The organism is Hanamia caeni, from assembly GCF_003721595.1.
Classification (GTDB): Bacteria; Bacteroidota; Bacteroidia; order Chitinophagales; family Chitinophagaceae; genus Ginsengibacter; species Ginsengibacter caeni.
In genome coordinates this window covers 19,048-43,747 of sequence record NZ_RJJR01000016.1, presented here as the reverse complement: position 1 = coordinate 43,747, position 24,700 = coordinate 19,048, and the positions used below count along the sequence as shown (strand labels likewise).

General features: G+C 37.9%; 29 protein-coding genes. 15 read left to right on the top strand and 14 right to left on the bottom strand.

All coding sequences use genetic code 11. From position 1 onward, the window contains the following. Positions 1 to 2: 2 nt before the first annotated feature. The 4 genes from EFY79_RS17625 (at position 3) to EFY79_RS17610 (ending at position 4,169) form a co-directional block, all read left to right on the top strand. Entirely contained in the window at positions 3 to 1,490 is a 1,488-nt protein-coding gene (locus EFY79_RS17625) for an ATP-binding protein (protein ID WP_123122063.1), read from the top strand. A 339-nt stretch (positions 1,491 to 1,829) separates the two neighbouring features. Continuing rightward, a complete protein-coding gene (locus EFY79_RS17620) occupies positions 1,830 to 2,741 on the top strand; it encodes a DNA adenine methylase (RefSeq protein ID WP_123122062.1) in 912 nt (303 codons plus the stop codon). Positions 2,742 to 2,841: 100 nt separating this feature from the next. Further along, on the top strand, positions 2,842 to 3,330 hold the full coding sequence (locus EFY79_RS17615; RefSeq protein ID WP_123122061.1) for a DUF7004 family protein: 489 nt from the start codon (positions 2,842 to 2,844) through the stop codon (positions 3,328 to 3,330). An 86-nt stretch (positions 3,331 to 3,416) separates the two neighbouring features. Continuing rightward, a complete protein-coding gene (locus EFY79_RS17610; protein WP_123122060.1) occupies positions 3,417 to 4,169 on the top strand; it encodes a class I SAM-dependent methyltransferase in 753 nt (250 codons plus the stop codon). Between the two features lie 36 nt (positions 4,170 to 4,205). Here EFY79_RS17610 and EFY79_RS17605 read toward each other — a convergent pair whose 3' ends face one another. Then, complete coding sequence (locus EFY79_RS17605) at positions 4,206 to 4,715, bottom strand: hypothetical protein (protein ID WP_148041963.1); 510 nt, start codon at positions 4,713 to 4,715, stop codon at positions 4,206 to 4,208. Between the two features lie 228 nt (positions 4,716 to 4,943). On the opposite strand from EFY79_RS17605, the gene EFY79_RS17600 reads away from it, so the two are divergent. From EFY79_RS17600 to EFY79_RS17570, 7 genes are all read left to right on the top strand, one after another. Then, positions 4,944 to 6,320, top strand: coding sequence for a dicarboxylate/amino acid:cation symporter (locus EFY79_RS17600; protein ID WP_123122058.1), 1,377 nt, complete (start codon positions 4,944 to 4,946; stop codon positions 6,318 to 6,320). A gap of 77 nt (positions 6,321 to 6,397) precedes the next feature. After that, on the top strand, positions 6,398 to 7,090 hold the full coding sequence (locus tag EFY79_RS17595; protein WP_233578045.1) for a DedA family protein: 693 nt from the start codon (positions 6,398 to 6,400) through the stop codon (positions 7,088 to 7,090). 68 nt (positions 7,091 to 7,158) lie between these two features. Continuing rightward, positions 7,159 to 8,202: a glycosyltransferase family 9 protein gene (locus tag EFY79_RS17590; RefSeq protein WP_233578044.1), complete on the top strand. Its 1,044-nt coding sequence runs from the start codon at positions 7,159 to 7,161 to the stop codon at positions 8,200 to 8,202. A gap of 141 nt (positions 8,203 to 8,343) precedes the next feature. Beyond that, on the top strand, positions 8,344 to 8,964 hold the full coding sequence (locus EFY79_RS17585; RefSeq protein ID WP_123122056.1) for a DUF922 domain-containing protein: 621 nt from the start codon (positions 8,344 to 8,346) through the stop codon (positions 8,962 to 8,964). 15 nt (positions 8,965 to 8,979) lie between these two features. Continuing rightward, entirely contained in the window at positions 8,980 to 9,375 is a 396-nt protein-coding gene (locus tag EFY79_RS17580; RefSeq protein ID WP_123122055.1) for a RidA family protein, read from the top strand. Positions 9,376 to 9,547: 172 nt separating this feature from the next. Then, the gene (gene glgP, locus EFY79_RS17575) at positions 9,548 to 11,200 is read left to right on the top strand and encodes an alpha-glucan family phosphorylase (RefSeq protein ID WP_123122054.1); all 1,653 of its coding nucleotides are present in this window, start codon (positions 9,548 to 9,550) and stop codon (positions 11,198 to 11,200) included. A 45-nt stretch (positions 11,201 to 11,245) separates the two neighbouring features. Next, positions 11,246 to 12,010: an SGNH/GDSL hydrolase family protein gene (locus EFY79_RS17570; protein WP_199727570.1), complete on the top strand. Its 765-nt coding sequence runs from the start codon at positions 11,246 to 11,248 to the stop codon at positions 12,008 to 12,010. Positions 12,011 to 12,026: 16 nt separating this feature from the next. Here the strand turns inward: EFY79_RS17570 and EFY79_RS17565 are convergent, their stop codons facing one another. The 7 genes from EFY79_RS17565 to EFY79_RS17535 form a co-directional block, all read right to left on the bottom strand. Further along, entirely contained in the window at positions 12,027 to 12,236 is a 210-nt protein-coding gene (locus EFY79_RS17565; RefSeq protein WP_123122053.1) for a hypothetical protein, read from the bottom strand. Further along, complete coding sequence (locus EFY79_RS17560) at positions 12,220 to 12,642, bottom strand: DoxX family protein (protein WP_123122052.1); 423 nt, start codon at positions 12,640 to 12,642, stop codon at positions 12,220 to 12,222. The genes EFY79_RS17565 and EFY79_RS17560 overlap by 17 nt, the downstream gene beginning before the upstream one ends. Before the next feature lie 8 nt (positions 12,643 to 12,650). Next, complete coding sequence (locus EFY79_RS17555; protein ID WP_123122051.1) at positions 12,651 to 13,067, bottom strand: VOC family protein; 417 nt, start codon at positions 13,065 to 13,067, stop codon at positions 12,651 to 12,653. A 27-nt stretch (positions 13,068 to 13,094) separates the two neighbouring features. Then, positions 13,095 to 13,610: a DinB family protein gene (locus EFY79_RS17550; protein ID WP_123122050.1), complete on the bottom strand. Its 516-nt coding sequence runs from the start codon at positions 13,608 to 13,610 to the stop codon at positions 13,095 to 13,097. A gap of 149 nt (positions 13,611 to 13,759) precedes the next feature. Further along, positions 13,760 to 14,146, bottom strand: coding sequence for a VOC family protein (locus EFY79_RS17545; protein ID WP_123122049.1), 387 nt, complete (start codon positions 14,144 to 14,146; stop codon positions 13,760 to 13,762). A gap of 26 nt (positions 14,147 to 14,172) precedes the next feature. After that, complete coding sequence (locus tag EFY79_RS17540) at positions 14,173 to 14,583, bottom strand: SRPBCC domain-containing protein (protein ID WP_123122048.1); 411 nt, start codon at positions 14,581 to 14,583, stop codon at positions 14,173 to 14,175. A 59-nt stretch (positions 14,584 to 14,642) separates the two neighbouring features. Beyond that, positions 14,643 to 15,029 carry a VOC family protein gene (locus EFY79_RS17535; protein WP_123122047.1) on the bottom strand — a complete coding sequence of 129 codons (387 nt, stop codon included), beginning with the start codon at positions 15,027 to 15,029 and terminating at the stop codon, positions 14,643 to 14,645. A 213-nt stretch (positions 15,030 to 15,242) separates the two neighbouring features. Here EFY79_RS17535 and EFY79_RS17530 point away from each other — a divergent pair, with 213 nt between their 5' ends. Further along, positions 15,243 to 16,223 (top strand): GlxA family transcriptional regulator, encoded by a 981-nt coding sequence (locus EFY79_RS17530; RefSeq protein WP_123122046.1) that lies wholly within the window; start codon positions 15,243 to 15,245, stop codon positions 16,221 to 16,223. A gap of 76 nt (positions 16,224 to 16,299) precedes the next feature. Here EFY79_RS17530 and EFY79_RS17525 read toward each other — a convergent pair whose 3' ends face one another. From EFY79_RS17525 to tgt, 3 genes are all read right to left on the bottom strand, one after another. Continuing rightward, on the bottom strand, positions 16,300 to 17,055 hold the full coding sequence (locus EFY79_RS17525) for a Bax inhibitor-1/YccA family protein (RefSeq protein WP_123122045.1): 756 nt from the start codon (positions 17,053 to 17,055) through the stop codon (positions 16,300 to 16,302). 175 nt (positions 17,056 to 17,230) lie between these two features. Next, the gene (locus tag EFY79_RS17520) at positions 17,231 to 18,262 is read right to left on the bottom strand and encodes a LysM peptidoglycan-binding domain-containing protein (RefSeq protein WP_123122044.1); all 1,032 of its coding nucleotides are present in this window, start codon (positions 18,260 to 18,262) and stop codon (positions 17,231 to 17,233) included. A 147-nt stretch (positions 18,263 to 18,409) separates the two neighbouring features. Further along, positions 18,410 to 19,549, bottom strand: a complete 1,140-nt coding sequence (tgt, locus tag EFY79_RS17515; protein WP_123122043.1) for a tRNA guanosine(34) transglycosylase Tgt — start codon at positions 19,547 to 19,549, stop codon at positions 18,410 to 18,412. Positions 19,550 to 19,730: 181 nt separating this feature from the next. On the opposite strand from tgt, the gene EFY79_RS17510 reads away from it, so the two are divergent. The 3 genes from EFY79_RS17510 (at position 19,731) to EFY79_RS17500 (ending at position 21,573) form a co-directional block, all read left to right on the top strand. Further along, positions 19,731 to 19,976 carry a hypothetical protein gene (locus EFY79_RS17510; RefSeq protein ID WP_123122042.1) on the top strand — a complete coding sequence of 82 codons (246 nt, stop codon included), beginning with the start codon at positions 19,731 to 19,733 and terminating at the stop codon, positions 19,974 to 19,976. Continuing rightward, positions 19,961 to 20,362 (top strand): type II toxin-antitoxin system VapC family toxin, encoded by a 402-nt coding sequence (locus EFY79_RS17505; protein ID WP_123122041.1) that lies wholly within the window; start codon positions 19,961 to 19,963, stop codon positions 20,360 to 20,362. The genes EFY79_RS17510 and EFY79_RS17505 overlap by 16 nt, the downstream gene beginning before the upstream one ends. 77 nt (positions 20,363 to 20,439) lie before the next feature. Beyond that, positions 20,440 to 21,573 (top strand): glycosyltransferase, encoded by a 1,134-nt coding sequence (locus EFY79_RS17500; protein WP_123122040.1) that lies wholly within the window; start codon positions 20,440 to 20,442, stop codon positions 21,571 to 21,573. A gap of 230 nt (positions 21,574 to 21,803) precedes the next feature. On the opposite strand, the gene groL is transcribed toward EFY79_RS17500, so the two are convergent. The 3 genes from groL to EFY79_RS17485 all read right to left on the bottom strand — a co-directional run bounded on the left by groL (position 21,804) and on the right by EFY79_RS17485 (position 24,513). After that, positions 21,804 to 23,450, bottom strand: a complete 1,647-nt coding sequence (groL, locus tag EFY79_RS17495; protein ID WP_123122039.1) for a chaperonin GroEL — start codon at positions 23,448 to 23,450, stop codon at positions 21,804 to 21,806. A 29-nt stretch (positions 23,451 to 23,479) separates the two neighbouring features. Continuing rightward, on the bottom strand, positions 23,480 to 23,779 hold the full coding sequence (locus EFY79_RS17490; protein ID WP_123122038.1) for a co-chaperone GroES: 300 nt from the start codon (positions 23,777 to 23,779) through the stop codon (positions 23,480 to 23,482). A 152-nt stretch (positions 23,780 to 23,931) separates the two neighbouring features. Beyond that, positions 23,932 to 24,513 (bottom strand): TrmH family RNA methyltransferase, encoded by a 582-nt coding sequence (locus EFY79_RS17485; RefSeq protein ID WP_123122037.1) that lies wholly within the window; start codon positions 24,511 to 24,513, stop codon positions 23,932 to 23,934. Positions 24,514 to 24,700 lie beyond the last annotated feature (187 nt).

Genomic DNA, 24,700 nt, shown 5'->3' with positions numbered 1-24,700 from the left:
TTATGGCAACCCAATATTCAGCCGAGTTTACTTATTTGTTTGATTTAATTCAACACCGGGTTAATAAGGCTATAAATCAAAATTATAACGAAGCAGAACCATCAATGCCGGCTTATAGCAAATGGAACAAGAACCTCTCTTCGTTTGTTTCCAATAACGAACTGGACAAAAATTCAGCTCTGCTTTTGCTTATAGCATTGGCGCCGTATGTACATCCTCATCTATTTGATGATGCAACAGGAGATTTGCTGTCCAATAACAACTTTCCTAAAATAGGTGGAACACATGGAAAAAATTTTCGTGGTTTTTTACCGACGGGTGAAACCGCTGTTTTTATAATCGGAGGCGATAACCCGAAAAAGAGAAGTGATGTGCAGCGACTTTTCCAGGCAGATCATATTTTTGCAGATAAAAAAATTTTATGGCTTGAAACATTGCCGGACGGAGAACCACCCTTGCATGGCCGGATCATTATTTCTCAGGATTATATTAACTTAATGATTAATGGAAGGTATGCCACACCGCATTTTAGTATGAGTTTTCCTGCAAAGCGCATTTCGACCAGGCTTACCTGGGATGACCTAATTATTAGTGACGAATTAAGACAACAGATTAGCGAACTGGAGAACTGGCTTAGCTACAATGATCAACTTGTTGATGAATGGAATATGGCTGATCGTTTTAAAAGAGGTTATCGTGCACTATTTTATGGCCCGTCTGGCACAGGTAAAACATTTACTGCCGGATTGATTGGGAATGAATTTAATAAAGAAGTTTACAAGATTGACCTGTCAATGGTAGTTTCGAAATATATCGGTGAAACAGAAAAAAATCTGGAGTTGCTGTTTGCAAGGGCTGAAGACAAGGGATGGATACTATTCTTTGATGAAGCGGATGCGTTGTTTGGAAAAAGGACCAATGTAAAAGATGCGCATGATAAATATGCTAACCAGGAGGTTTCTTACCTATTGCAAAGGATTGAAGATTTTAACGGGCTTATAATTCTAGCCACCAATATGAAGAATAATATCGACGATGCTTTTATAAGAAGGTTCAATGCGATATTAAAATTTCCCCTACCCGATGCCGACCAGCGGGCAGAGATTTGGAAATCATCATTTCCCAAAAATATCAGATTTTTAAAAAAGCACATTCCTTACAAAAGTTCATCCGGCGCTATCAATGATGAACAAAGAGAAGAGGTAAATATACCAGAACAGGTAAAAAAATATCAGCTTACGGGTGGAAGTATCAATAATATTGTTCAATACGCCAGTATTAAGGGATTGGAAAAGTACACCCAGGATAAAGCGATTGCTGAGGACTTGAAAAAAAATACATCTTTGGTAACTTCCGAATCAAATGATGACAACCAATTTGTTGATTTAGATGAAGAAGCCAATGCAATTCCTGAAATGACTATTTACCTAACGGATGTCTTGGATGGAATAAAAAAAGAACTTTTAAAGGAGGGAAAACCCTTTGGATAATTTCTTGCTGTTGCCACCTCACCAATGAAACGGACAGCCACATTTAGTATTAGTCAATTGGAAAATAAAACCCTGATATTTATTGCTTCACTGTTTTATAAGAATGTATACATCATATATGCTATTCAATTTTGAGATGCTAATTAATAAACACCTGCATCAAGTAGCCTGTTTTCAATCTACAATCAGCTAAAATTTAACTAAGGCTAAAGTATATATATTCGCCAATTCCATTTACAACTTCTTTAATTGAAGCCATCTATGGAAACAACAGAATAATCAAATTAAAATTTTCCTGCAAAAAATTTAATTTAGCCGGGATAAATTTTTCAGACCGAAATGGCAGACACAAAAGCAAAACCTTTTTTAAAATGGGCAGGCGGCAAAACGCAGCTTATCAGCGCCATTGAAAAAGTATTGCCCCAAAGAATCAGGGAACAAAAATTCGTGTACGCAGAGCCGTTTGTTGGCAGTGGCGCGGTGCTTTTTTGGATGCTGAATCATTTTCCCAACTTAGAAAGAGCAGTGATAAATGATATCAACGCTGACCTGGTAAACACTTACAAGATAATAGCGGCAAGGCCGAAAGAACTCATCTCTATCCTGGAAATCCTCCAAAATGAATTTCATAACCTTGAAGGAAAGGAAGTAGAAAAAAAAATTTATTATTACCGGAAACGCGAATTGTATAATTTAAAAAAAGAGGAAAAAACCGGCCATGCGGCGTTGTTTATTTTTTTAAACCGAACTTGCTTTAACGGCTTGTATAGGGTAAACAGAAAAAATAATTTTAATGTTCCAATGGGCTCTTATAAAAAGCCCTGCATTTGCGACAGCCAAAACATTCTGAATGTGAGTAAAGCGCTTCAAAAAGTAACCATCTTAGGGGGCGATTTTGAGCAAACACTAAATTACGCAAATAAGCATTCTTTGTTCTATCTTGATCCGCCATACAAGCCATTGAACCGAACTTCAAATTTTAATTCATACGCCCGGGATGAGTTTGGCGACAAAGAGCAAATCAGGTTAAAAAACTTTTGCAGTTTACTTGACTGTAAAGGCCATGCCTGGATATTGAGCAATTCAGATTTGAAAACTAATGATACAAATAATAATTTCTTTGACGATTTGTATAGCGATTTCACTATCAGCAGAGTGGAAGCGAGAAGAAACATTAATTCCGTAGCTGAGAAAAGAGGTACATTAAAGGAATTATTAATTACCAATCAAAATTGTAAACACGTAAACTAAATTGGCGCCGCCAACGCAAAAAGAAATCTTTGTGACCAAAAGTGGCTGAGTTTTTAGAAATAGTTTTTTAGACCAAACCAAACAACTGAATTTTTTATTTATGAGTAAATTGATCAAAAGATTATTAAACAACAGGTCTGTAATTTTTGACAGAGGAAGTTTCGATGATTGGTGTGTGTTTATAGTTGAAAGTAACGGATTCAAAACGGCGCCTCTTGACGAAACATATTTTGGCGATCTTTTTGAAATTTCTAAAAAGTACCAGCAACATAAGGTCTACACCGATTTTGTTTTAATTTATAACCGTACCACTAAAATGATAGACCTATCGGTGCTTCAACTTATTGATGCAATTGTTGAAACGTACAGGCAGGAAGATAAAATTTTGGTGGAACAGTGGCTTACAGTAATTTATGCCGGAATGATTGCGGAGGAAAATAAGCATTTTGCCGTTTTGAAAAAAAGAGTGAAACGCCTGGGGATGCACCAGGTTTTACAATTAGGAATTTCAGCAAAGATTGCAGCTAAATTTAGCAATGGAAAAAAATGGCGGGAATTAGACGCTATTATGAAAGATTTAGGTTTTTAATTTGAAATAGTTCTCAAACAAAAAATCGACTTATTTATCTGGTTACTGTTAGAAAATATTTCGCACCATTAAGAAATAATAAATTTATGAGATGGGATTCTGGTTTATACGATCACAAACATGATTTTGTATCAAAGTACGGAGAAGATTTAATTGAGATTCTTAATCCGAAACCTGGAGAAGAAATTCTCGATCTCGGGTGCGGAACGGGTGATCTTGCAGATAAAATAAGCGGCAAAGGCGCACATGTTACCGGTATTGACAGCTCAAAAGAAATGATAGAAGCTGCAAGGCAAAAATTTCCATCGATAGATTTCGAAATACAATCTGCTGCCAGCTTTTCTTTTAATAAAAAATTTGACGCAGTGTTTTCAAACGCAGCGCTGCACTGGATTTCCGAAAAAGAAAAAGTGGTGAAACTGGTTTATGAATGTTTAAAACCTGGGGGTCGTTTTGTAGCAGAGCTGGGCGGAAAAGGAAATGTGGGAAAAATTATTGATGCGCTGAAAGGTGGATTAGCAAGACATGGATTTATCAAACAATCACAAATACAAACATGGTATTTCCCTTCTTTGTCAGAATATGCTTCTTTGCTGGAAGCAAACGGTTTTCGAGTAATTTTTGCCAGCCATTTTGATCGCGAAACAGAGTTAAAAGATAGCCATGGAATTATCAACTGGCTTCGCATGTTTGGGCGTAGCTATCTAGAAAATATTCCCGATAACGAAGTAAGCCAGATTTTAAAAGAGGTGGAACAACAATTAAAATCGTCAAACTTCCGCAATGGCAAATGGTTTGCCGATTACAAAAGGCTGCGGATAGTAGCTTTAAAAAATTAATTCGTTTTGCTTCTTTTGAATTCCTTATAACTATTGTCAGGCTTTCTCCGGATTGATAATAGCAGTTTCTCCCGACTGGTCTGTTTTAAGCATGTTAGGAAGCATCGCCGAAACAAAAGATCCAAATCCCATATTTCCCAAAAATGCATTCATAAAAAGAATGAACATCAATGCATGGCCATTACCTTCCAGTGCCGGTGCGGGCTTGGCCAATTCGCTTGCCGTATTTATTACATCAGCATAACCTGCAGGCTTCATTATAGCAAGGACTATAAAGATAGACAGCAAGCACAATATCGTGCCGATGATAGTGGTGAATATAGCCGCAGAAATTGCTATTCTCGTATTGGCATTCCGGCCCCGCCTGTTTGCGAACCGAACCACGAAAAAAACTATGACAACGGAAAATAAAATGTTACCAAGATATAAAACCCACGTTTGTGTGTAATTATCTTTTGAAAGGAAGATGACTACAGTAATCAGGTATAGAATTGCAGCCGGAATAGAATACTTTAAATAATAGAGTATTTGATGCTTTTTCAACATAGCTTTAAATTTTTGATGATAAAAAAAATCGTGTTTAAATAAAAGGACATCAACTGGATTTTGTTGAAAAGGAGTTTTAATTATTCCTGATAAACACATGGCTTATATAACAGAAACCATGCTAAATTGTTCATTACTGAAACATATTCTGTTTATAATTAAATTGTTGCATAAAATGCACATTTCGTCCAATTCGCTATTTTTGGGCATGACCGCTCAATCTTCTTTATGAATAAAAGAAAAAGTATTCTTCTTGTTTTTATTACCCTTACTGTAGCTGCTATTTTTCATCTTATCGATATCTATCAATTCAATAGCCTTTCTCCGCTTTTTTTAAGAGTATTACGATGGGTATTTATTGCATCGCTGATCCTTTTTGCATTTTACAAAAAGTCGCTCACCACCTGGATATTAGTCAGCATGGCCGTCGGAGTTGAGATAGGATTGGATTTTCCTGAGGTGGCAAAAAATTTAAGATTTCTGAGCCAGATATTTTTGCGCCTGGTAAAAACAATTATTGCACCTATACTTTTTTCTACACTTGTGGTGGGCATTGCCGGACATTCAGATTTGAAACAGGTCGGAAGAATGGGGTGGAAGTCAATAGTGTATTTTGAAGTGGTAACCACCTGCGCACTCATAATTGGGCTTATTGCCATCAATATTTCCCAGGCCGGCGTTGGAATTCACATCCCGCCTGGTTTTCATGAAGAGTTGCCACCAACGGTTCCTCAAACGTGGCAGGATGTGATATTGCATATTTTTCCTGAAAATATTATTAAGTCAATTTATAATGGCGATGTATTGCCTATTGTTGTTTTCAGCATCATTTTCGGTTTGGGCCTGGCAATGGTAAAGGAGCAAAAAAGAAAACCAATGCTGCTTTTTTCAGAAAGCCTTGCTGAAACCATGTTTAAGTTCACTAACATCATTATGCATTTCGCGCCTTTCGGTGTCGGCGCTGCAATTGCGGTAACCGTTGGGCATCTTGGTCTTGATATTCTGTTTTCTCTTGTAAAATTGTTGCTAACCCTGTATGCTTCACTCCTGGTATTTGTAGGAGTGGTTTTATTTTCAATAGCGTATTTTTTGAAGATTCCAATAAGGCAATTTATTAAAGCTGTGTCAGAACCGGTAGCCATTGCTTTTGCCACTACCAGCTCCGAATCGGCGCTGCCCGTTGCTATGGAAAATATGGAAAAGTTTGGCGTGCCTCAAAAAATTGTTTCATTTGTTTTACCTACCGGTTATACATTCAACCTTGATGGCACCACGCTTTATCTTTCCCTTGCCAGCGTATTTGTAGCGCAGGCCGCGGGAATGCACATGAGCTTTGGCGCACAGTTGGTAATGGGCCTTACACTCATGCTCACCAGCAAAGGTGTGGCAGGCGTACCGCGTGCATCGCTTGTCATTTTGCTCGGAACGGTTTCTTCTTTTGGACTGCCCTATTGGCCTGTGATGGCCATCCTGGGCATTGATGAATTGATGGATATGGCCCGCACATCGGTTAACGTGATAGGCAATACATTGGCGAGTTGTGTAATAGCTAAATGGGAAGGTGAATTTGACCAGGAGAAGGCTTTGGCTTTTGTACCTGATTAGCAATTTCTGTTTCTGTTAAAGATTTTTGTTGTTTCTTTATCGCAGAAAAAAATATTCACAAAAATAAAAATCCTGTTGTGGCCTTATTAGAGATTATCGGCATTACTTTTAAAGACGTCTTAAACCCCCAATTTTATATAGAACATGGCGGCTTGTGGATGATTTTATTTATTGTTTTTGCGGAAACGGGACTGTTTGCCGGTTTTTTTTTGCCAGGAGACGCATTGCTGTTTGTAACAGGAATTTATAGCCAAAGCATTGTTTCTGCAGCGCTCTTTCATTCAAATAATGAGTGGGTAGATCTTTTGGTGTTGTGGCTGCTGATAATGGTAGCAGGCATTATCGGGAATTTTGTTGGATATTGGTTTGGGTATAAAAGCGGGCCTTTTTTATATGAAAGAAAAGATTCTTTCTTTTTCAAGAAAAAATACCTGGTGCAGGCCCATGAATTTTATGAAAAAAATGGTGGCGGCGCTATCATCATTGCACGGTTTATTCCCTTCGTTAGAACGTTCGCACCTATTGTGGCAGGAATTGTAAAAATGGACAAAAAGAAGTTTTCGTTTTATAATTTTTTAGGCTGTTTTCTTTGGGTGGGTAGTATGTTGCTCGGAGGACACTTCCTGCAAAAATTCGTTGAAAAGGAATTTGATTTTGATTTAAAAGAACACCTGGAAGTAATTGTCGTCGGGATCGTAGTGATTACAACGTTTCCGGTAGTATATAAAGTTTTATCAGGAAAGAAAAAGCCTAAAGCGTTTGCAGATTAAAAAATCCGGTAATTTATTTGTTTACTGTGATTTTTAGATTGCGTGCATTTTTTAAAAATGAATAGTTTTTGAGCATCAAAACATTTTATAATAAAATTTTTCGAAAGCCGGAACTGCCTAATCCTGCTGGAAAGTACCTCATCATTCGTTTTTCATCAATTGGCGATATTGTACTCACAACGCCTGTAATCCGAAATCTCAAAAAAAAATTTCCCGGTGCTGCCATTCATTATCTCACCAAAAAAAAGTTTGCAGCAATTGTATTGCCGAATCCTTACATCGATAAGGTTTTAATGCTTGATGATGATTTGTCAAAAACAATTGAGGAAATTAAAGAAGAAAAATATGACGGTATCATTGATTTGCACCACAACCTGCGGACGATGCGGATAAAAACTGCACTGTCATTTGTGCCGTTTTATTCCTTCAATAAACTCAATATTGAAAAGTGGTTGCTGACCAATTTTAAAATTCATGTGATGCCTGATGTTCATATAGTTGACCGCTATATGGCTACTGTCACGCATTTGGGAGTAAATAATGATAACCTGGGCCTTGATTATTTTATTCCGAAAGAAGATGAAATCAAAGAAGGCGATATTCCGTTTTCCCATTCACAGGGATTTGTGGCAATTGCCATCGGAGCAGCACACAATACGAAAAGATTGCCCGTAGAAAAATTGCAGGAGTTGGTGCGCATATTAAATTTTCCGATTGTATTGTTGGGCGGTAAGGAAGATTTTTTAAATGGCGAAAAAATTGCAGAACAGGATCCGATAAAAGTTTACAATGCCTGCGGAAAATTTTCGCTAAACGAATCTGCTGATATTGTTCGTAAATCCACTTTGGTAATCAGCCATGACACCGGTTTAATGCATATCGCTGCTGCTTTTAAAAAGAATACGGTTTCGGTTTGGGGAAATACTGTCCCTGAGTTTGGGATGTATCCTTACCAGACAAATTACGAAGTGTTTGAAGTGAACCATTTACCCTGCCGCCCGTGTTCAAAAACAGGATATGAAAAATGCCCACGCGGCCATTTTAAATGTATGAACAATCAATCTATGGAAGCTATAGCGCAGGGAGTAGAATTGTTTCTCAAAAAAAGATAGCGACCCAGTAAAGCAGCAAATAACCTTGTTTTTATTTTGATTGTAATCTGTTTAATTCAGTGTTAAAAACAAGTTGATTAACCATTCCTTAATAATTAAAAACTGAAATTCGTTACCGGTTAAATTCTTAGATAAGCAATAATGATTCAACAAAAATTCCTGTTTATATTTCTTTCTCTTTTTGCGTTGTCATCTCCATCATTTGCTCAAAAAATTACAGTGCATGTTTTTATGGAAGATTATACATCTCCTCCATCCGGAGATACTATTTACTATGATTTCAACAGGCCGCTTACCTGGGCTGACTTCCAGGGTAAGGTGCCTGCGAATGCTCCCTGGGGCGCTATGACGGCCTCAGGCTTTTCTTACAAATCTTCTGCGAGCATCGATGAGGATAAAATCGAAATTACCGTAGGTGTGTACACTTTTTTTACAAAAAATAATTCATGGAAAAAGCCTTCTGCTCATTCAGCCTATCACCTTCAACATGAACAACATCACTTTGATATTACGCGGCTTGGCGCCGCAAAGGTGGTAGATGAAATCCGCAAAGCGCATTTTACAAAGACCAATTATAAAACTTTATTAAATTCGATTTTTGATAAAGTATACCAGGAGCAGATTGCTTTACAAAATCAATATGACCGCGAAACTAAAAACAGCATGGATACTGCAAAGCAATTAGAATGGAATCAGAAAATCACGCATGAAATGCAAAAAATAAAAACAAATCCCGGCCAGGGGATTTCATTAAAAATGTAAATCTTAAATTATTGTATGTTCAATTCACGAGAACTTTTTAGCTCAGGCGCTCCGTGGGAAAATATTGTAGGCTATTCGCGGGCAGTCCGGGTGGGCAATGTTATTGAAATATCCGGAACCACTGCGTCTGATGGCGACAAAATTATCGGGAAAGGCGATTTGTACGCGCAAACTGTTTTCATTCTAGAAAAAATAAAGAAAGTTTTAGAGCAGGCAGGTAGCAGCATGGAAGATGTTATCAGAACAAGGATGTTCGTCACCGATATTGCTGAATGGGAAAAGGCAGCTCGTGCACATTCTCAATTCTTTAAAGATATAAAACCGGCTACTACTATGGTGCAAGTGAGCAAGCTTATTAATAACGAACTCTTAATTGAAATAGAAGCCACAGCCTTAATCAGCAACAAATAAAGAATTGAACATTTTTATTGAATTCATTGCTTCATCGTATCTTTTTTATTAAAGTATCCGTTTCCGAAGGTTGATTGAATGTGTGTAAAATTTGCAGGAAGCGCCCGTGATACAATTAAATTCTTACTTTTTACGTTTATATTTGCGCCCTCAGTAAATATTAAGCACCATTATGAGTTTTGAAAATTATGTTATTCCCTATGAAATTAACGAACGGTATAAAAAGAAAGTTGCGTATTTCTCTATGGAATTTGCAATTGACCAGCCTCTGAAAATTTATAGCGGCGGGCTCGGCTTTTTGGCAGGATCGCATTTAAGAAGCGCTTACGAACTACATCAGAATCTTATCGGCATCGGCATTCTTTGGAAGGAAGGCTATTATGATCAGGCACGTAACATTGATCAGACACTCAAGGTGGTTTGGATAGAAAAAATTTATAATTTCCTGGAAGATACCGGTATTAAATACCAAATTGACATTCACGATCATCCTGTTTGGGTGAAGGTTTTATACGTTAATCCGAGAACATTTAATTCGGCTCCGTTATTTCTGCTGAGCACTGACCTTCCTGAAAATGATTATGTTTCACAAACGATAACTCATCGTCTGTATGATGGCAATACTGCCACAAAAATAGCGCAGTTTATTTTGCTGGGAATAGGGGGAGCAAAGCTGCTGGATATCATGAACTATAATCCTGACCTCTATCATTTAAACGAAGCCCACAGTGTTAGCGCTGCTTTTTATTTAATGAAAAAGTTCGGCAGCGTGGATGAAGTGAAAAAACGGTTAGTATTTACCACTCATACGCCGGAAGAAGCAGGTAATGAAAAGCACGACATTTATCTGTGTGAAAAAATGAGCTATTTCTGCGGCATGCCCCTTGACGAGGTTCGGCAAATTACCGGAATGACCGACGATCTTTTTAATCATTCACTGGCAGCGCTACGTTTTGCGCATTTGGCAAATGGTGTTTCTCAATTGCATGGAGAGGTAAGCCGCCAAATGTGGTATAAATATGAAGGGGTTTGTGAAATTAAAGCCATTACCAATGCTCAAAACAAAAACTTTTGGGCCGACAAACAATTGTATCGTGCACGGGAAGAACATAATGATGATTGGTTTGATGACAGGAAAAGGCATTTGAAAAAAAGAGCGCTGGATATCGTAGCTGATCAGACTGGCAAATTGATGGATCCGAATGTTCTGACTATAGTTTGGGCTAGAAGATTTGCAGGCTACAAGAGAGCAGAATTGTTGACAAGGGATTTAACAAGGTTTGAGGCTTTATTGAATGATAAGAGATATCCCGTGCAGGTGATTTGGGCAGGCAAGCCATATCCTCTTGACTTTCCGGCCATAAATGATTTTAACCACCTGGTAAATCTCAGCAAAAAATACAGCAATGTCGCCGTGTGCACCGGTTATGAAATTACATTAAGCAAAAGGCTAAAGCAGGCTGCAGACGTATGGTTAAACAATCCAAGAGTTCCAAGAGAAGCAAGCGGTACCAGTGGAATGACCGCAGCTATGAATGGAGCAGTTAACCTGAGCACGAATGATGGCTGGATTCGGGAATTTATCAACAATGGAAATAACGGGTTTGTTGTTCCCTCAGCCGATTATATGAACATGACAGTGGAAGAACAGGATAACTACGATTTGAACAAAATTTATGAGATTCTTGAAAATGATATTCTGCCGTTATATTATAATGATTTCGATACCTGGAGGCAGGTAGTGAAAAATGGCATGAGGGATGTAGAATTTACTTTTGACAGCAACCGTATGGTAGAAGAATATTACGATATTCTGTATAAGTAATCCCTGTAATCAATAATTTCGTAAATATTGTACACTCGCAATATTTTGAAATTAAAAGATAAATATCATCTGCTTTTCCGCAAAGCGGCAGCTTTTATTTTTTCCGTGTTCCTGGTCATGTCCTGCACAAAGGAGAAGGAAGTTTTTAATGTAAATGGTGCTGGTAAAGATTCAATTATTTCAGATGCTGCTCATCAAATTGATACGGTTAAAAAGACGTATTTAGCGCTTGGTGATTCCTACACCATTGGCGCATCCGTAGCGGCGGGGGAATCTTTTCCTGAGCAGTTAACAAGCCTTCTGAAAAACGATCATATAAATATCGCTTCACCTGATATTATAGCGGTTAGCGGGTGGACTACAGCGGATTTATTAAATTCATTGCAAACTAATTCACCACTAAAAGATTATTCATTTGTGACGCTGCTCATTGGTGTAAACAATCAATACCAGGGAAGGCAAATTGATGAATACAAAGTTCAATTCAGCGAATTATTAAATCTTGCTATTTCTTATACGGGCGGCAAATCGACCCACGTTTTTGTGCTTTCAATCCCTGATTACGGTGTCACACCTTTTGGTAGCCAATTTGAGAAAGACGAGATTGCCCGGCAGATAGATCTTTTTAACGCAGCCAACAAAGTTATTGCTGAAAAGGCAGGAGCTACCTATGTAGATATAACCGCAATATCGCGCGATGCTGAATACGAGCCTTCCCTGATAGCGCGGGATGGACTCCATCCATCACCCGAACAATATTATAAATGGATGCAGAAATTACATCCGCTGGTTCTTGAAATTCTGCAGTAATTGATAGTTGTAAAATTTAATCCAATACTTCGCACCGGTATCCCGCTTCGTTCAATAATTCCTTAATTCTTTCCGACAAAACATTTTCACCTTCTATCCTTAGAATTTTGTCGCAATCCTGCAGGTCAAAATTTATTTCATTGTCGGGGAAATACTGAAGAAGTGTTTCCACTATGGCCAGTGATTTTTCTTCTTCGTATACATCCGTTTTAAAAACTTCTACCATCTTTTAACTTAATCAATTTGTGATAATAGATATACGAAACGATTAAAAGAAACAAGACAATAAGCGGTGAAAAGGCATTTGCGGAAATTCCATCAATCGCCAGGTAAGCGATAATGGCTGATATAAAATCAATCCCAAACGCTACATATATCCATTCTTTAATTCTTTTATGTAAAGGAGTGATGAGTAATATTCCGCCAATAAGATGGCCAATACTCACTTCCCATCTGAACCAATCGGGCAATTGTAAATGATGCATTCCGTCAATTGCCATCTGGCTGTTCATAAAAAATGCGCCCGATATTTCCCAAAGAGATAATATCCCTGTAGAAATCCAGTAAATTATTTTGGTTTTTGAAGTCACCAAAGATGCGTCATTCACGGATTTTAGCGTTGCTAATGCCATAACATTTATTATTGATTTTCAGAATAATTAAGCATCCAGTTTACACCAAACTTATCGGTAAGGTTACCATGCCAGTCGCCCCAGAATTGCTTTTTGTACGGCTGGCCTACCTGGCCGCCTTCCGCCAGCGCATCAAATAATTTCTGACCTTCATCCACGCTGTCTGCATGAATCGAGATATAAAAATTATTCCCCTGTTTAAAAGATTCGTCGTTACAATTATCGCTGGCCATTAACACGGTTCCATTATTCAACGGCAGTGCGATATGCATTATCTTTTCTTCCTGGCCCGCCGGAACAGGCATGCCTTGTGCATCTTTCATGCGCATTATCATTCTGAATTCACCGCCAAAAACGGATTTGTAAAAATTGAAGGCTTCTTCAGTGTTACCGTTGAAATTTAAATAAGGATTTACTGCTTTCATTGTTTTTATTTTAAATGTGAAATATAATTATGCGAGTTGGGAGTTAAGTAACTTTTCAATGGATTTCGCCTGGCGAATATGCCGTTGCGTATGATATACAATAACGTAGAGCCATTCCAATCTTGTCAATTCACCGATGCCTTTAAAAGGAATGCCCACGCAGATTTCGGTCAAATCTTTTGCTTGAATAACTTCTTCAATCTGGGCGATTCTTTTTTGCAAGGCCTTTAATAATCTTTCTTTTTCTATTGGCTCATCAGTTGGCAGAAGTGTTTCTGCTGAAATGTATTTCGAATTAAAATCAAGAAAGATTTTTTTTATCAGTTCAATTTCTTTGCCGGGCAATCTTTCAGCCTGCCTGACGGGGCCGGATTTCAATGCATCTACCAATCCATAAGATTTTAATAAATGGTCGCAAACCTGCGCCACACTCCAGCTTCCTTCAAAAGGTATTTCATTAAACTGTTCTTCGTTTACGGATGAAATTAATCCGGTTAATTCGCCGGTGGTGTTTTCTATTGCGGTTTTTATTTCCTCTTTCATAATTTTTATTTTTTTCTTTTAGATGAAATTTTATTTGCGAATTGCCTTAGATGATAAACGCGGTGTTTTTACACAAAGTAACCGCCTGTTCTTTCGTTATTTTTCCAAAGCAAGATGGAAGATTTACGTTCTTTGCTTTATCGATTCCTTTACATATGAAACACATTGAATTTATGGCCATCAGGATCAGTAAAAACAAAACCATAATAACCTTTGCCAAATTCCTCAGCGCCCGAAACAATTTTTCCACCTGCCTTTTCCACCTCCTTTTGCCAATTGTTAACTTCCTCTTTGCTATCGGCCCAGAGAGTGAAAATGATTTCATTTCCATATTTAGCGTCGGCTATTTCTCCTTTAATATTCGATTTCAGTACATCTTTTAAAAAGAAATGAATTACAAAATTATTTTCACCAAAAAAGAAGCTTGTTAATTCCTCAGACACTCCGTTAGATTTAAATCCTAACTCCGTATAAAATTTAGTGGTCCTTTCTAAATCTTCTACACAGAAGTTTGCCCATATACTTTTAGTATTCATGAAATATCAATTTACTTTTCAACAATTTATTTTTCTACATATTTTTTAAAATTGTTCAAGACTCCCTGGCAAAATTCTTTTTGAACATCCCGAGGTGTTGTTGCTTCCGGCTCAAAAGTTTCAGTGATGGTTACACTGTTTCCAGTTTGAGCGAATTCATTAATTGTCTTTCTTCCATCATCTAAGGTGTATTCAATTAGTTTATGCAATATCACTTTGTCATATTTGCCGGAGAAATCAAAGCCTTCCGCGCCATCTTTTGTCTCCATTCTGAATAAAAAATTTCCTCCATCTTTCAAATTGTTTTCAACTTTCAGTGAATGCCATTTTTCCGAAGGATTGTTCCATTGCATAATATCTTCAGGTGTTGTCCAAAGTTTCCAAACATTTTCTATCGTCGATTTTATAGTCGTTTCAACGGTTATCGCTTTCTTCATAAAATAATAATCCTGGTTAAAAGTTTGTTTACTGCAGTGATGATTTTTCGCCTGCGCGTTTATTCTTTTTCTTCAATCACAGACAAAATGTTCCCAGCCGAATCTTTGAACCAGGCTATATTTGGTCCTTTGCCGTCACTTCTGCAGATTCCCTTTTCATCGGTTTTGATTGGCTCATCATATTGCTCAAAAGTGATTCCTTTTTCAATGAGGCTATCTACAGCTTCATCGATATTATTTACAGTGAAATTTAAAACGGTAAACGTGGCCGGAGCATGATCAGGTTTGGGATAGATGATAGTGTGAACACCATCTCCAAAATGCAATTCTATTGGGCCCATGTCGCTATCCTTTACTTCAATATTCAGGATTTCTGAATAAAAATTTCTGGCCTTTTGTATGTCATCGGTTGAGAAGCTGCTGAATATTCTTGAAGTTGTAAACATAATTTTCTTTTTAAATTTTACCAGAAAATAGCTCGATATGAATCAACTTTGCTGGCCTGTCTGGCAATGTTGAGAGGCTGCATATCCATATCAAAGCCTTAGTGAAAAGCAAACCTACTATCCCCCGTGAATATTTTTGGGGTGCAAATACGCCAATCTCGGGGCATAATGCGACAGATTATTTTATTAGTTTTGACGTTCAAATATTTCACAATGAAACAAATTATCATCCTGGCAACTCCCAATAGCAACCTTGGAAGTATTGATAATCCAAGGCGCGCATTTTTAAGTGTCAATCATTACCTGGCGGAAAAGAAAATGGATCCTCTTTTTAACGTGCAAATTGCCGGCAGTTCAAATGAAATAAAAGTTTCAAACGGCACTTACACTATTCATACAGATATCCGGTTAAAAGAGGTGAATAATGCAGACTTAATTATAATTCCGGCACTGGAAGGGGATATATCACAGGCAGTGGAAATGAATGCTGATTTAGTTCCATGGCTTATCAACCAGTATAAAAGGGGCGCCGAGCTGGCAAGCCTTTGCGTTGGGGCGTTTTTGCTGGCTGCCACGGGTTTGCTGGATGGGAAAAGCTGTTCCACTCATTGGAGAGCGGCAAATGAATTTAAAAAGCTTCACCCGGATGTAAACCTTGTTACCGAAAAAATTATTACTGATGAAAATGGAATCTATACCAGCGGCGGCGCTTTCTCCTCTGCCAACCTGGTTCTTTACCTTATTGGAAAATATGCAGGGAGGGAAATAGCCATCCATTGTTCTAAAAACTTCCAGGTAGATTTGGACAGGCAAAGTCAGTCGCCATTTATTATTTTTAAAGGACAAAAAGATCATAAAGACGAATACATCAAACAGGCGCAGGAGTTTATTGAAAAGAATGTGCAGGAAAAGATTTCTGTAGAAAAGCTGGCAAACTTTTTATCAATCGGGAGAAGAAATCTTGAACGCCGCTTTAAAAAAGCTACCTCTAATTCAATTATCGAGTATATGCAAAGAGTGAAGGTGGAAGCGGCCAAGTATAGGTTTGAAACCAGCGGCGACAATGTAAATGAAGTGATGTACAATGTAGGTTATACCGATGCAAAAGCGTTCAGAAATACATTCAAGCGCTTTACAGGATTATCGCCCATAAGTTATAGAAACCGGTATAACCGCACATTAGCATCAGTTTAGTTTGTTGCGATTTCAATTTTTTGCATAAAAAAAGACGGCTCAAAAACCGTCTTTCTTTTTATATTCTTATGAAATATTAATCTCTTCTGCCACCAAACATTCTCAGCAGGAAAAGAAAGATATTTATAAAATCAAGGTATAAAGTAAGAGCGCCGAGGATAGACATTTTCTTTACATCATGTGCGGAAACAGCGTCGCCGTTATATTCCAGCCCTTGTCCGATTCTTTTTAATTTTTGAACATCATATGCAGTCAAAGCCGTGAACACCATTACGCCAATAATGCTGATGATATAATCCAACTGGCTGCTGTGTAAAAAGTAATTTATAACCATCGCAATCAAAACGCCAATTACACCCATCATTAAAATGCGTCCAAACTTGGTAAGATCCTGGTTGGTGGTATAGCCCATCACAGCCATTATGCCAAACATGGCAGAAGCCGAAAGGAAACATCCCAAAACAGAGCCGGGTGTGAAAGCGAGAAGAATAAAGCTGAATGTAATACCATTGATGACTGCATACGCCATAAACAAAGCTGTCAATGCGGTCGCTGAAAGGCGCTGGTAGGCAAACGACATGATGAGTACAAAAGCCAGCGGCGCAAACAAGGTTATTGTTCCCAGACCGGTAAGGCCGCCAAGCGGAGAAACCAGGTAGCTCATCCATTGTTCATTAATTGAAAATTGCCAGGCTATGAATGCTGAAACGCCCAGTGCTACGAACATCCATAAAAAAACATTGGCGATAAAAGAGCGCGTACGAACCTGTTCGCCAATGGGCACGTACGAAATATTTGTAATATTATCAGGGTTTCTATTTGTTAATTGCATCGCGTAATTTTTTTAGTAAAAATAAAATACTATTTATAAAAAATAAAGGAAAACATAAAGAAATAAGAAATAATTAGGATTCATAAAACCTTTATTTCTGTGTTCATTTTAAAGCATATTCAGAAAAGAATTTTTGTTATTATTTGTTAGTTTACTGCCTTTGCAAAACCAGTTATTAATTTTTAGCAAACGACACTGTGCAACTAAAATTACCATCACCAGCGCCCAACTTATCAGCAGCGGAATTGCTGATTACGATTACCAGCCCGTTATTTTGAGAAATATCAGGAATTACATCAAGCACTTTTGCATATACGCTTTTGCCTGTGGCGCCATTGGTAATTTTAATTACTTTTCCCGCAGCGGCATCATTGCTGAAGCAGTAATATTTTGCGTCCTGCCAGCCGCTTGTAGATTTAAAAATACCTGCCATTCCTTTTTTATCAGTAATAATATTACCGGCGGTTTGTTGTTCGTACAAATTTTTAAAATAATCAGTTGAAGTAGGATTGTCCTGCGCCTGTGTATTGGCAGGGGTGATGGTAAGCGGAGGATGACTGTTCGTTGCGGGTTCTGTTTTTGCCGGTTCTTGTTGGACATTATTTGAAGAAGGCGAAATTGTGTTTTCTTTATTCGCTGGTACCGGTTCCGCATTGTTGGAAGGCGGAGCAACGGGAGCAGATGCCACGGCAGGAACCGACTCGCCGTTTGCAAGAGCCGACTGGTTTTTATCCACTTTTAAGAATCCGATAATCAGGGATTGCCCGGCGCTTAATTCATCAGAAGAAAGGTTGTTCCATTTTTTTAAGGTGGACAAAGGCACTTTGTTGTAATTGACGCCAAGCCTGTAAAGTGTTTCACCTGCTAAAACCGTATGATACAAAGGAACAAGAGCCTGCCCCGCATGTGTAGTTTTCACCTGGGTGAAATTATTTTTATTAAGCGGAATTTTTATAGTCTGGCCAATGGCAAGGCCTGTAGCAAAATGAAGATGATTGTAAGCCGCAAGCTCTTTTGGATTAACATTATACATTCTTCCTACACTATAAAAATTTTCTTTCGGCGTTACCACATGTTCCAAATAAACCGAAGAGCCTGTTCCCATTATTTCCAGATGGTTCTGCTGTGCTTTTACAATATTATTACTGAAAAAAATGAGTACAACAAGAATCAACCATTTTGCCATCATTGAGCATTTTCTGTTCATAAAAAATAAAAGCTTTAAAAAAGCCTGCCTTTGGTGTTTGCAAATGTATCTACTTTGAAAGTAGTTCTCTTATTCGTGAAGTTAAAAATTTTGTGCTATTTCTTCATTAAAATTTATCTGAAAATCAACATGAAAAAGATAAGGCAGCTATAAACGATGCTGCCATTGAACAGCCATTTCTTTTTTCCATGAAGCAAAATTTCCATTTTGTATCTGAACCCTTGCCTGCCGCACAATGTGGAGATAAAAAGCTAAATTATGAATGCTCGCAATCTGTAATCCCAAAATTTCCTTTGATTTTATTAAATGCCTGAGATAGGCCTTGCTATAATAATTGCTTACCTCATTTTCCAGTTCTTCATCAATCGGCGAAAAATCTTTTTCCCATTTTTTGTTGTCAATATTGATAATTCCCCGATTTGTAAAAAGCATGGCATTGCGGCCATTGCGTGTGGGCATTACACAATCAAACATGTCTACGCCCAATGAGATGCATTCAAGAATATTCCACGGCGTACCTACGCCCATTAAATAGCGTGGTTTATTAACAGGGAGATTTTCACAACAAAGCCCACATATTTCATACATCTTTTCAGTAGGCTCGCCAACGCTTAATCCGCCGATTGCATTTCCTGTTGCTTCTTTTGAAGAAACATATTCGCATGAAATTTTTCGTAGTTCATGATGCACGCCCCCCTGGACAATGGGAAATAAATTCTGTGAATAACCGTATTTATTTTCCGTTTCATGAAATCTTTGAAAGCAACGGTCAAGCCAGCGATTGGTTAATTCCAAAGATTTTTTTGCATAAGAATATTCGCTTGCTCCAGGCGGGCATTCGTCAAAAGCCATTATAATATCGGCGCCAATGATTCGTTGGATGTCAATGACTTTTTCAGGCGAAAATAAGTGTTTGCTGCCATCAATATGACTCTGAAATACTACACCTTCTTCAGAGATTTTTCTTGTGCCACTTAAAGAAAATACCTGGTAGCCGCCGCTGTCTGTTAGTATTGGTTTTTCCCAATTCATAAATTTATGTAAACCTCCGGCTGCTTCCAAAACATCTAAACCTGGGCGCATATATAAATGATAAGTATTGCCTAAAATAATCTGTGCATGAACGTCATCTTTTAATTGTTGTTGCGTCAGGGCTTTCACACTTCCAACTGTACCCACAGGCATAAAGATTGGCGTCAGGATTTCACCATGGTCCGTCCTGATTTTTCCTGCACGCGCTTTTGTAGAAGTATCAGCATGTTGTAGTGTGAATTGTAAGTCAGCCATCGAAAACCCTGTTTAAAAGGGCTGCAAAGATATACGATTGAAAAAGTTTTATTTTACAGTAAAGCAGGAAATAACGGGAATTTTTATTTTGGGTTCAATTAATATTATAAAAATTAAAAAGTTTTGAAACTTTGAATTCATAAAAGGAATCCTTCCTTTTCTTTAACTTTGAAAGAAAGTTATGCCAGAGATAATCATAAAATATAAAAATAAAAGAGCGCTTGAAGCTCTGCATGATTTTGCCAAATATTTTGATTTTGAAATCAGGCTACCGCATTCCTCCCGGAAAGAAAACCAAATTGATTTAAATAGCATTACCGTAATTCCCGGCGATAGTTCAATTGATACCAGTGATCTTCATGAAATTTTTACAGGCAGGAATATTAATCCATCAGAGCTTAGAAAAAATGCATGGAAAAGAAAATAATAATTTGCGACACTGATGTAATGATCGATTATTGGGACTCGCATAATCTACGTCATGAGATTACAAAATCAACACTTGAAAAATCTATTGGGCTTGATAATGTAATGTTATCAGCAATAACTAAAATGGAATTAATGCTTGGTGCCATTTCAAAAACTGATATGACGAAAATTTCAAAAAAGCTTAGCAGGTTTAATATCGCATTGATTAATAATGATATTACGATTCAATCTTTCGAGCTTATTCAAAAATACCGTTTAAGTCATGGGCTTCTGCTTCCAGACAGCATTATTGCTGCCACTGCTTTGATTTCAGGTTTTGAGCTTTATACATATAATGTGAAAGATTTTAAATTTATTTTGGGACTTAAATTATTCACACCGTAATTGGTTGATTTCCTATACTTTTCATGTTATTTAAATTTTTTGCCGCTATTCCTAAACGAAAGTAAGTTTGCATCCTGATGAAACTGACTGAACTTTTAAATGATCCTGGGAATATTATTTTTCTTGCTTTTTGTATAATCACTTTTATACAATTATTCTATTATTTATTTTTCTTTTTGAGGTTGGTTTTATACAAAGAAAAAACAAAAAGCATTTCGCAAACACACCCCGTTTCCGTAGTTATTTGTGCAAGGGATGAGGCTGAGAACCTGGTAAAAAATTTGCCGGGCGCCCTCGTTCAAAAATATAAAACTACGCATGAGGTAATTGTTGTAAATGATAATTCGCTTGACGAAAGCAAATACATTCTTGAAGAATTTCAGCGCACATTCAGAAACCTCAACATCATTGAATTGAAGCAGGAAGCGCGTTTTATCCCCGGTAAAAAATTTCCGCTCAGCATGGGAATCAAGGCCGCAAAACATGAAATTGTGTTGCTTACCGATGCAGATTGCGTGCCCGCATCTGAGTTTTGGATAGAAAAAATGCAGCAGGGTTTTCATGATGGAATTGAGATTGTGCTTGGTTATGGCGCTATGCATAAAACCAAAGGACTATTAAATAAATTGGTAAGATGGGAAACATTCCATACCGCATTGCAGTATTTATCTTTTGCATTAGGCGGAATTCCATATATGGGCGTTGGCAGAAATCTCAGCTATAAGAAGTCGGTATTTATCAGGCACAAGGGCTTTTCAGCGCATCATCATATTCCCGGCGGCGATGATGATCTGTTTATCAACGACGCAGCAAACAAAAGGAACACAGCTATTGTGGTTGATAAAGATGCGTTTACTTTATCGGCCGCACCCAAAACCTGGAAACAATGGGTGAAGCAGAAGAAACGGCATTACACTACCAGCAAATTTTATAAGAGAAGCCATAAATTCCTTTTGGGCTTGTATGCATTTTCACAATTTGCGTTCTATCCGTTATTTGTCGTTTGCTTATTTTTTTTTGGGTGGAAGCTAACCTTAATCGTTTTTGGAATACGCCTTTTAACACAAGGCATTATTATGTATAAGGCTACACAAAAGTTAGATGAAAAGGATTTGTTCCCCTGGTTTGTTGTCTTTGATATCTGGATGTTTTTTTACTACCTGTTTTTTGCAACCTCTGTTTTTAAAAAGCCAGCGAAGAAGTGGAAATGATGGATTCGGCTATTGATGTAAGGAATCGCTTTTTAGATGGTCAAATAGAAGAAGCGATGAAAAATTATCAAAAAGCGGAATAAAAAAATCACGTTTTTCATTCGTTCACTGTTCTCACCAACCGTTCAGTTTTTAGAAACTTGCAAGGTTTTATCCAAAAAAAATCCCTTCGCATTACTGCAAAGGGATTCAACTTAAACATTTCTATATTTTGGATAGAAGGGTAAGGATTAATAACCCATATCACCCATTCCACCGCCCATTCCGCCACCCATTGGAGGCATTCCTGGTTTTTCTTTTTCAGGTTTGTCAGAAATTACACATTCGGTAGTCAGTAACATTCCGGCAATAGAAGCGGCATTTTCCAATGCGATTCTTGTAACCTTGGTTGGGTCTATTACACCGGCTGCAAGAAGATTTTCATACACTTCTGTGCGGGCATTAAAGCCATAATCTTTTTTGCCTTCTTTAATTTTCTGAACCACAATGCTGCCTTCAATTCCGCTGTTGATTACAATCTGGCGAAGAGGTTCTTCCACAGCACGTTTGATAATCTGGATGCCTGTGTTTTCATCATCATTGGCTCCTTCAAGCTTTTCAAGGCTTTGAATAGCGCGAACATACGCAACACCACCACCTGGAACAATTCCTTCTTCAACGGCAGCTCTTGTTGCATGAAGCGCATCGTCCACCCTGTCTTTCTTTTCTTTCATTTCTACTTCAGAAGCAGCGCCTACATACAAAACTGCAACACCGCCGCTTAATTTAGCAAGGCGTTCCTGTAATTTTTCTTTATCATAATCTGAAGTGGTAGTTTCGATTTGTGCTTTTATCTGGTTCACTCTTGCAGTGATGTCATTTTTGTCGCCTTTACCATCAACTATAGTGGTATTGTCTTTATCAATAGTTACGGCAGCAGCCTGGCCAAGAGCATTAAGATCTACACCTTCCAGCTTATAACCCTGTTCTTCGCTGATAACAGTTCCATTTGTAAGAACGGCGATATCCTGCAACATTTCTTTTCTTCTGTCACCAAAGCCGGGAGCTTTTACAGCAGCAACTTTTAAAGTGCCACGTAATTTATTAACCACCAAAGTAGCCAATGCTTCTCCTTCCAAATCTTCAGAAATAATCAACAACGGACGACCGCTTTGAGCTACTTTCTCAAGAATGTGAAGAATATCTTTCATTGAAGAAATCTTCTTGTCATAAATAAGAATGTAAGGATTATCGAGTTCAGCCTGCATTTTTTCGCTGTTGGTAACGAAATAAGGCGATACATAACCCCTGTCGAACTGCATACCTTCTACCACTTCAACGGTAGTATCAGTACCTTTTGCTTCTTCAACAGTGATTACCCCTTCTTTACCTACTTTTTGCATAGCTTCAGCAATCAGGCTTCCGATAGATTCTTCATTGTTGGCAGAAATAGAAGCCACCTGTTTGATTTTATCATTGTCATTTCCAACGGTAACAGATTGTTTTTTCAGGCTTTCTACTACTGATTTAACTGCTTTATCAATGCCTCTTTTCAAATCCATTGGGTTTGCTCCGGCAGCTACGTTACGCAATCCTTCGCTGATGATTGACTGTGCAAGAACAGTAGCAGTAGTGGTACCATCTCCGGCAATGTCAGCAGTTTTTGAAGCTACTTCCTTTACCATTTGCGCGCCCATGTTTTCGATAGGGTCTTCAAGTTCAATTTCTTTAGCAACCGTTACACCATCTTTGGTTATTTGTGGAGCGCCGAATTTCTTTTCAATCACTACGTTTCTGCCTTTAGGGCCTAAGGTTACTTTTACCGCGTTGGCCAGCGTGTCAACACCCTTTTTCATTTTATTGCGGGCGTCTATGTCAAAAAATATTTGTTTAGCCATAATATTTATTTTTCTTTTTATTTATTGAATTAACTAATTTTCATAAGGATGTCAGATGCGCGCATGATAAGGTAATCTTCTCCCTCAATGCTGATTTCTGTGCCGCCATATTTGCCATACATTACTGTATCGCCTTCTTTTATTTGTAAAGGAATCAGGTTGCCGGTTTGTTCTGCATACTTTCCTTTTCCAACTGCTACTACAGTACCCTTTTGAGGTTTTTCCTTAGCGGTATCCGGAATGATAATTCCACCCGCAGTTTTTTCTTCTGCTGCATTGGGTTTAACCAGAACCCTGTCATCAAAGAGTTCAAAATTTTGTTTTGCCATAATTGTTAAATTTATTTAATTTATTATTTGGGTTGCAAATGTACACGAATAATTGTACCAAAGAAATTTGTCAGTTTTGTTGTCAGTAAAATGAAATGAATGTCAGTTTGGTATGAAAAAGAATGCGTCAAAATTGCATTAAGCTGGTGATACTAAACCAGTTTCCACTGTTTTTGTAAATCAAGTTTTTTTTCATGCGGTAGCCGCGATTTATTATAATGGCCTTTAGCGGATTTCTGCCGGTAAGCTTCATATAAAGTGACAGCACATGCAACTGAAATGTTCAGAGACTTAATGATGCCGGCCTGCGGAATAATAAAATCTCCATCGGTATATTGGCGAATGTGTTCGCTAATCCCGAATGTTTCATTGCCAAATACCAGCGCAACAGATTGTGTAAGATCTAAAGAATAAAGATTTACTGATTGTTCGCCAAGATAAGCCGTATAAATTGTGTCGTAATTTTTTTTCACTTCGGCAAAGCATTCTTCCGCGTTGGTAAATTGATGTACGGAGAGCCATTCGGCAGCAGTGGACGAACTTCTATAGCCCCATTTTTTATGCGGTGGAATTCTATCGTTCAAAATATGAACATCCTGTATTCCCACAGCATCGCAGGTGCGCATTACTGCGGATACATTGTGTGGGTCAAATACGTTTTCCAGCACTACAGTCAGGTCTGGTTGTCTTTTTTCAAGAACGGAAGTCAGGCGATTGAATCTTTGTGGAGTCATAATTTTTCGGCAATAGAATTACAAAAGTAATGTACATAAAATGAGCAGCCGGAATAAAGCAGGTGTTTAAGTGCAATAATTTATAATAAATGGGTATCCCCGATCAGGCCAGTATAGTGAAAATAAAATGGTAGCTTAGGCAATATGCGGATTTCATTCGATATAAACCATGTCAGTTGTATATTCG

Bases quoted from the DNA above. Each gene is read 5' to 3' on its own strand.
- EFY79_RS17625 (WP_123122063.1), top strand. From the start codon at position 3: ATGGCAACCCAATATTCAGCCGAGTTTACTTATTTGTTTGATTTAATT.
- EFY79_RS17620 (WP_123122062.1), top strand. From the start codon at position 1,830: ATGGCAGACACAAAAGCAAAACCTTTTTTAAAATGGGCAGGCGGCAAA.
- EFY79_RS17615 (WP_123122061.1), top strand. From the start codon at position 2,842: ATGAGTAAATTGATCAAAAGATTATTAAACAACAGGTCTGTAATTTTT.
- EFY79_RS17610 (WP_123122060.1), top strand. From the start codon at position 3,417: ATGAGATGGGATTCTGGTTTATACGATCACAAACATGATTTTGTATCA.
- EFY79_RS17605 (WP_148041963.1), bottom strand. From the start codon at position 4,715: ATGTTGAAAAAGCATCAAATACTCTATTATTTAAAGTATTCTATTCCG.
- EFY79_RS17600 (WP_123122058.1), top strand. From the start codon at position 4,944: ATGAATAAAAGAAAAAGTATTCTTCTTGTTTTTATTACCCTTACTGTA.
- EFY79_RS17585 (WP_123122056.1), top strand. From the start codon at position 8,344: ATGATTCAACAAAAATTCCTGTTTATATTTCTTTCTCTTTTTGCGTTG.
- EFY79_RS17580 (WP_123122055.1), top strand. From the start codon at position 8,980: ATGTTCAATTCACGAGAACTTTTTAGCTCAGGCGCTCCGTGGGAAAAT.
- glgP (WP_123122054.1), top strand. From the start codon at position 9,548: ATGAGTTTTGAAAATTATGTTATTCCCTATGAAATTAACGAACGGTAT.
- EFY79_RS17565 (WP_123122053.1), bottom strand. From the start codon at position 12,236: ATGGTAGAAGTTTTTAAAACGGATGTATACGAAGAAGAAAAATCACTG.
- EFY79_RS17560 (WP_123122052.1), bottom strand. From the start codon at position 12,642: ATGGCATTAGCAACGCTAAAATCCGTGAATGACGCATCTTTGGTGACT.
- EFY79_RS17555 (WP_123122051.1), bottom strand. From the start codon at position 13,067: ATGAAAGCAGTAAATCCTTATTTAAATTTCAACGGTAACACTGAAGAA.
- EFY79_RS17550 (WP_123122050.1), bottom strand. From the start codon at position 13,610: ATGAAAGAGGAAATAAAAACCGCAATAGAAAACACCACCGGCGAATTA.
- EFY79_RS17545 (WP_123122049.1), bottom strand. From the start codon at position 14,146: ATGAATACTAAAAGTATATGGGCAAACTTCTGTGTAGAAGATTTAGAA.
- EFY79_RS17540 (WP_123122048.1), bottom strand. From the start codon at position 14,583: ATGAAGAAAGCGATAACCGTTGAAACGACTATAAAATCGACGATAGAA.
- EFY79_RS17535 (WP_123122047.1), bottom strand. From the start codon at position 15,029: ATGTTTACAACTTCAAGAATATTCAGCAGCTTCTCAACCGATGACATA.
- EFY79_RS17530 (WP_123122046.1), top strand. From the start codon at position 15,243: ATGAAACAAATTATCATCCTGGCAACTCCCAATAGCAACCTTGGAAGT.
- EFY79_RS17525 (WP_123122045.1), bottom strand. From the start codon at position 17,055: ATGCAATTAACAAATAGAAACCCTGATAATATTACAAATATTTCGTAC.
- EFY79_RS17520 (WP_123122044.1), bottom strand. From the start codon at position 18,262: ATGAACAGAAAATGCTCAATGATGGCAAAATGGTTGATTCTTGTTGTA.
- tgt (WP_123122043.1), bottom strand. From the start codon at position 19,549: ATGGCTGACTTACAATTCACACTACAACATGCTGATACTTCTACAAAA.
- EFY79_RS17510 (WP_123122042.1), top strand. From the start codon at position 19,731: ATGCCAGAGATAATCATAAAATATAAAAATAAAAGAGCGCTTGAAGCT.
- EFY79_RS17505 (WP_123122041.1), top strand. From the start codon at position 19,961: ATGGAAAAGAAAATAATAATTTGCGACACTGATGTAATGATCGATTAT.
- EFY79_RS17500 (WP_123122040.1), top strand. From the start codon at position 20,440: ATGAAACTGACTGAACTTTTAAATGATCCTGGGAATATTATTTTTCTT.
- groL (WP_123122039.1), bottom strand. From the start codon at position 23,450: ATGGCTAAACAAATATTTTTTGACATAGACGCCCGCAATAAAATGAAA.
- EFY79_RS17490 (WP_123122038.1), bottom strand. From the start codon at position 23,779: ATGGCAAAACAAAATTTTGAACTCTTTGATGACAGGGTTCTGGTTAAA.
- EFY79_RS17485 (WP_123122037.1), bottom strand. From the start codon at position 24,513: ATGACTCCACAAAGATTCAATCGCCTGACTTCCGTTCTTGAAAAAAGA.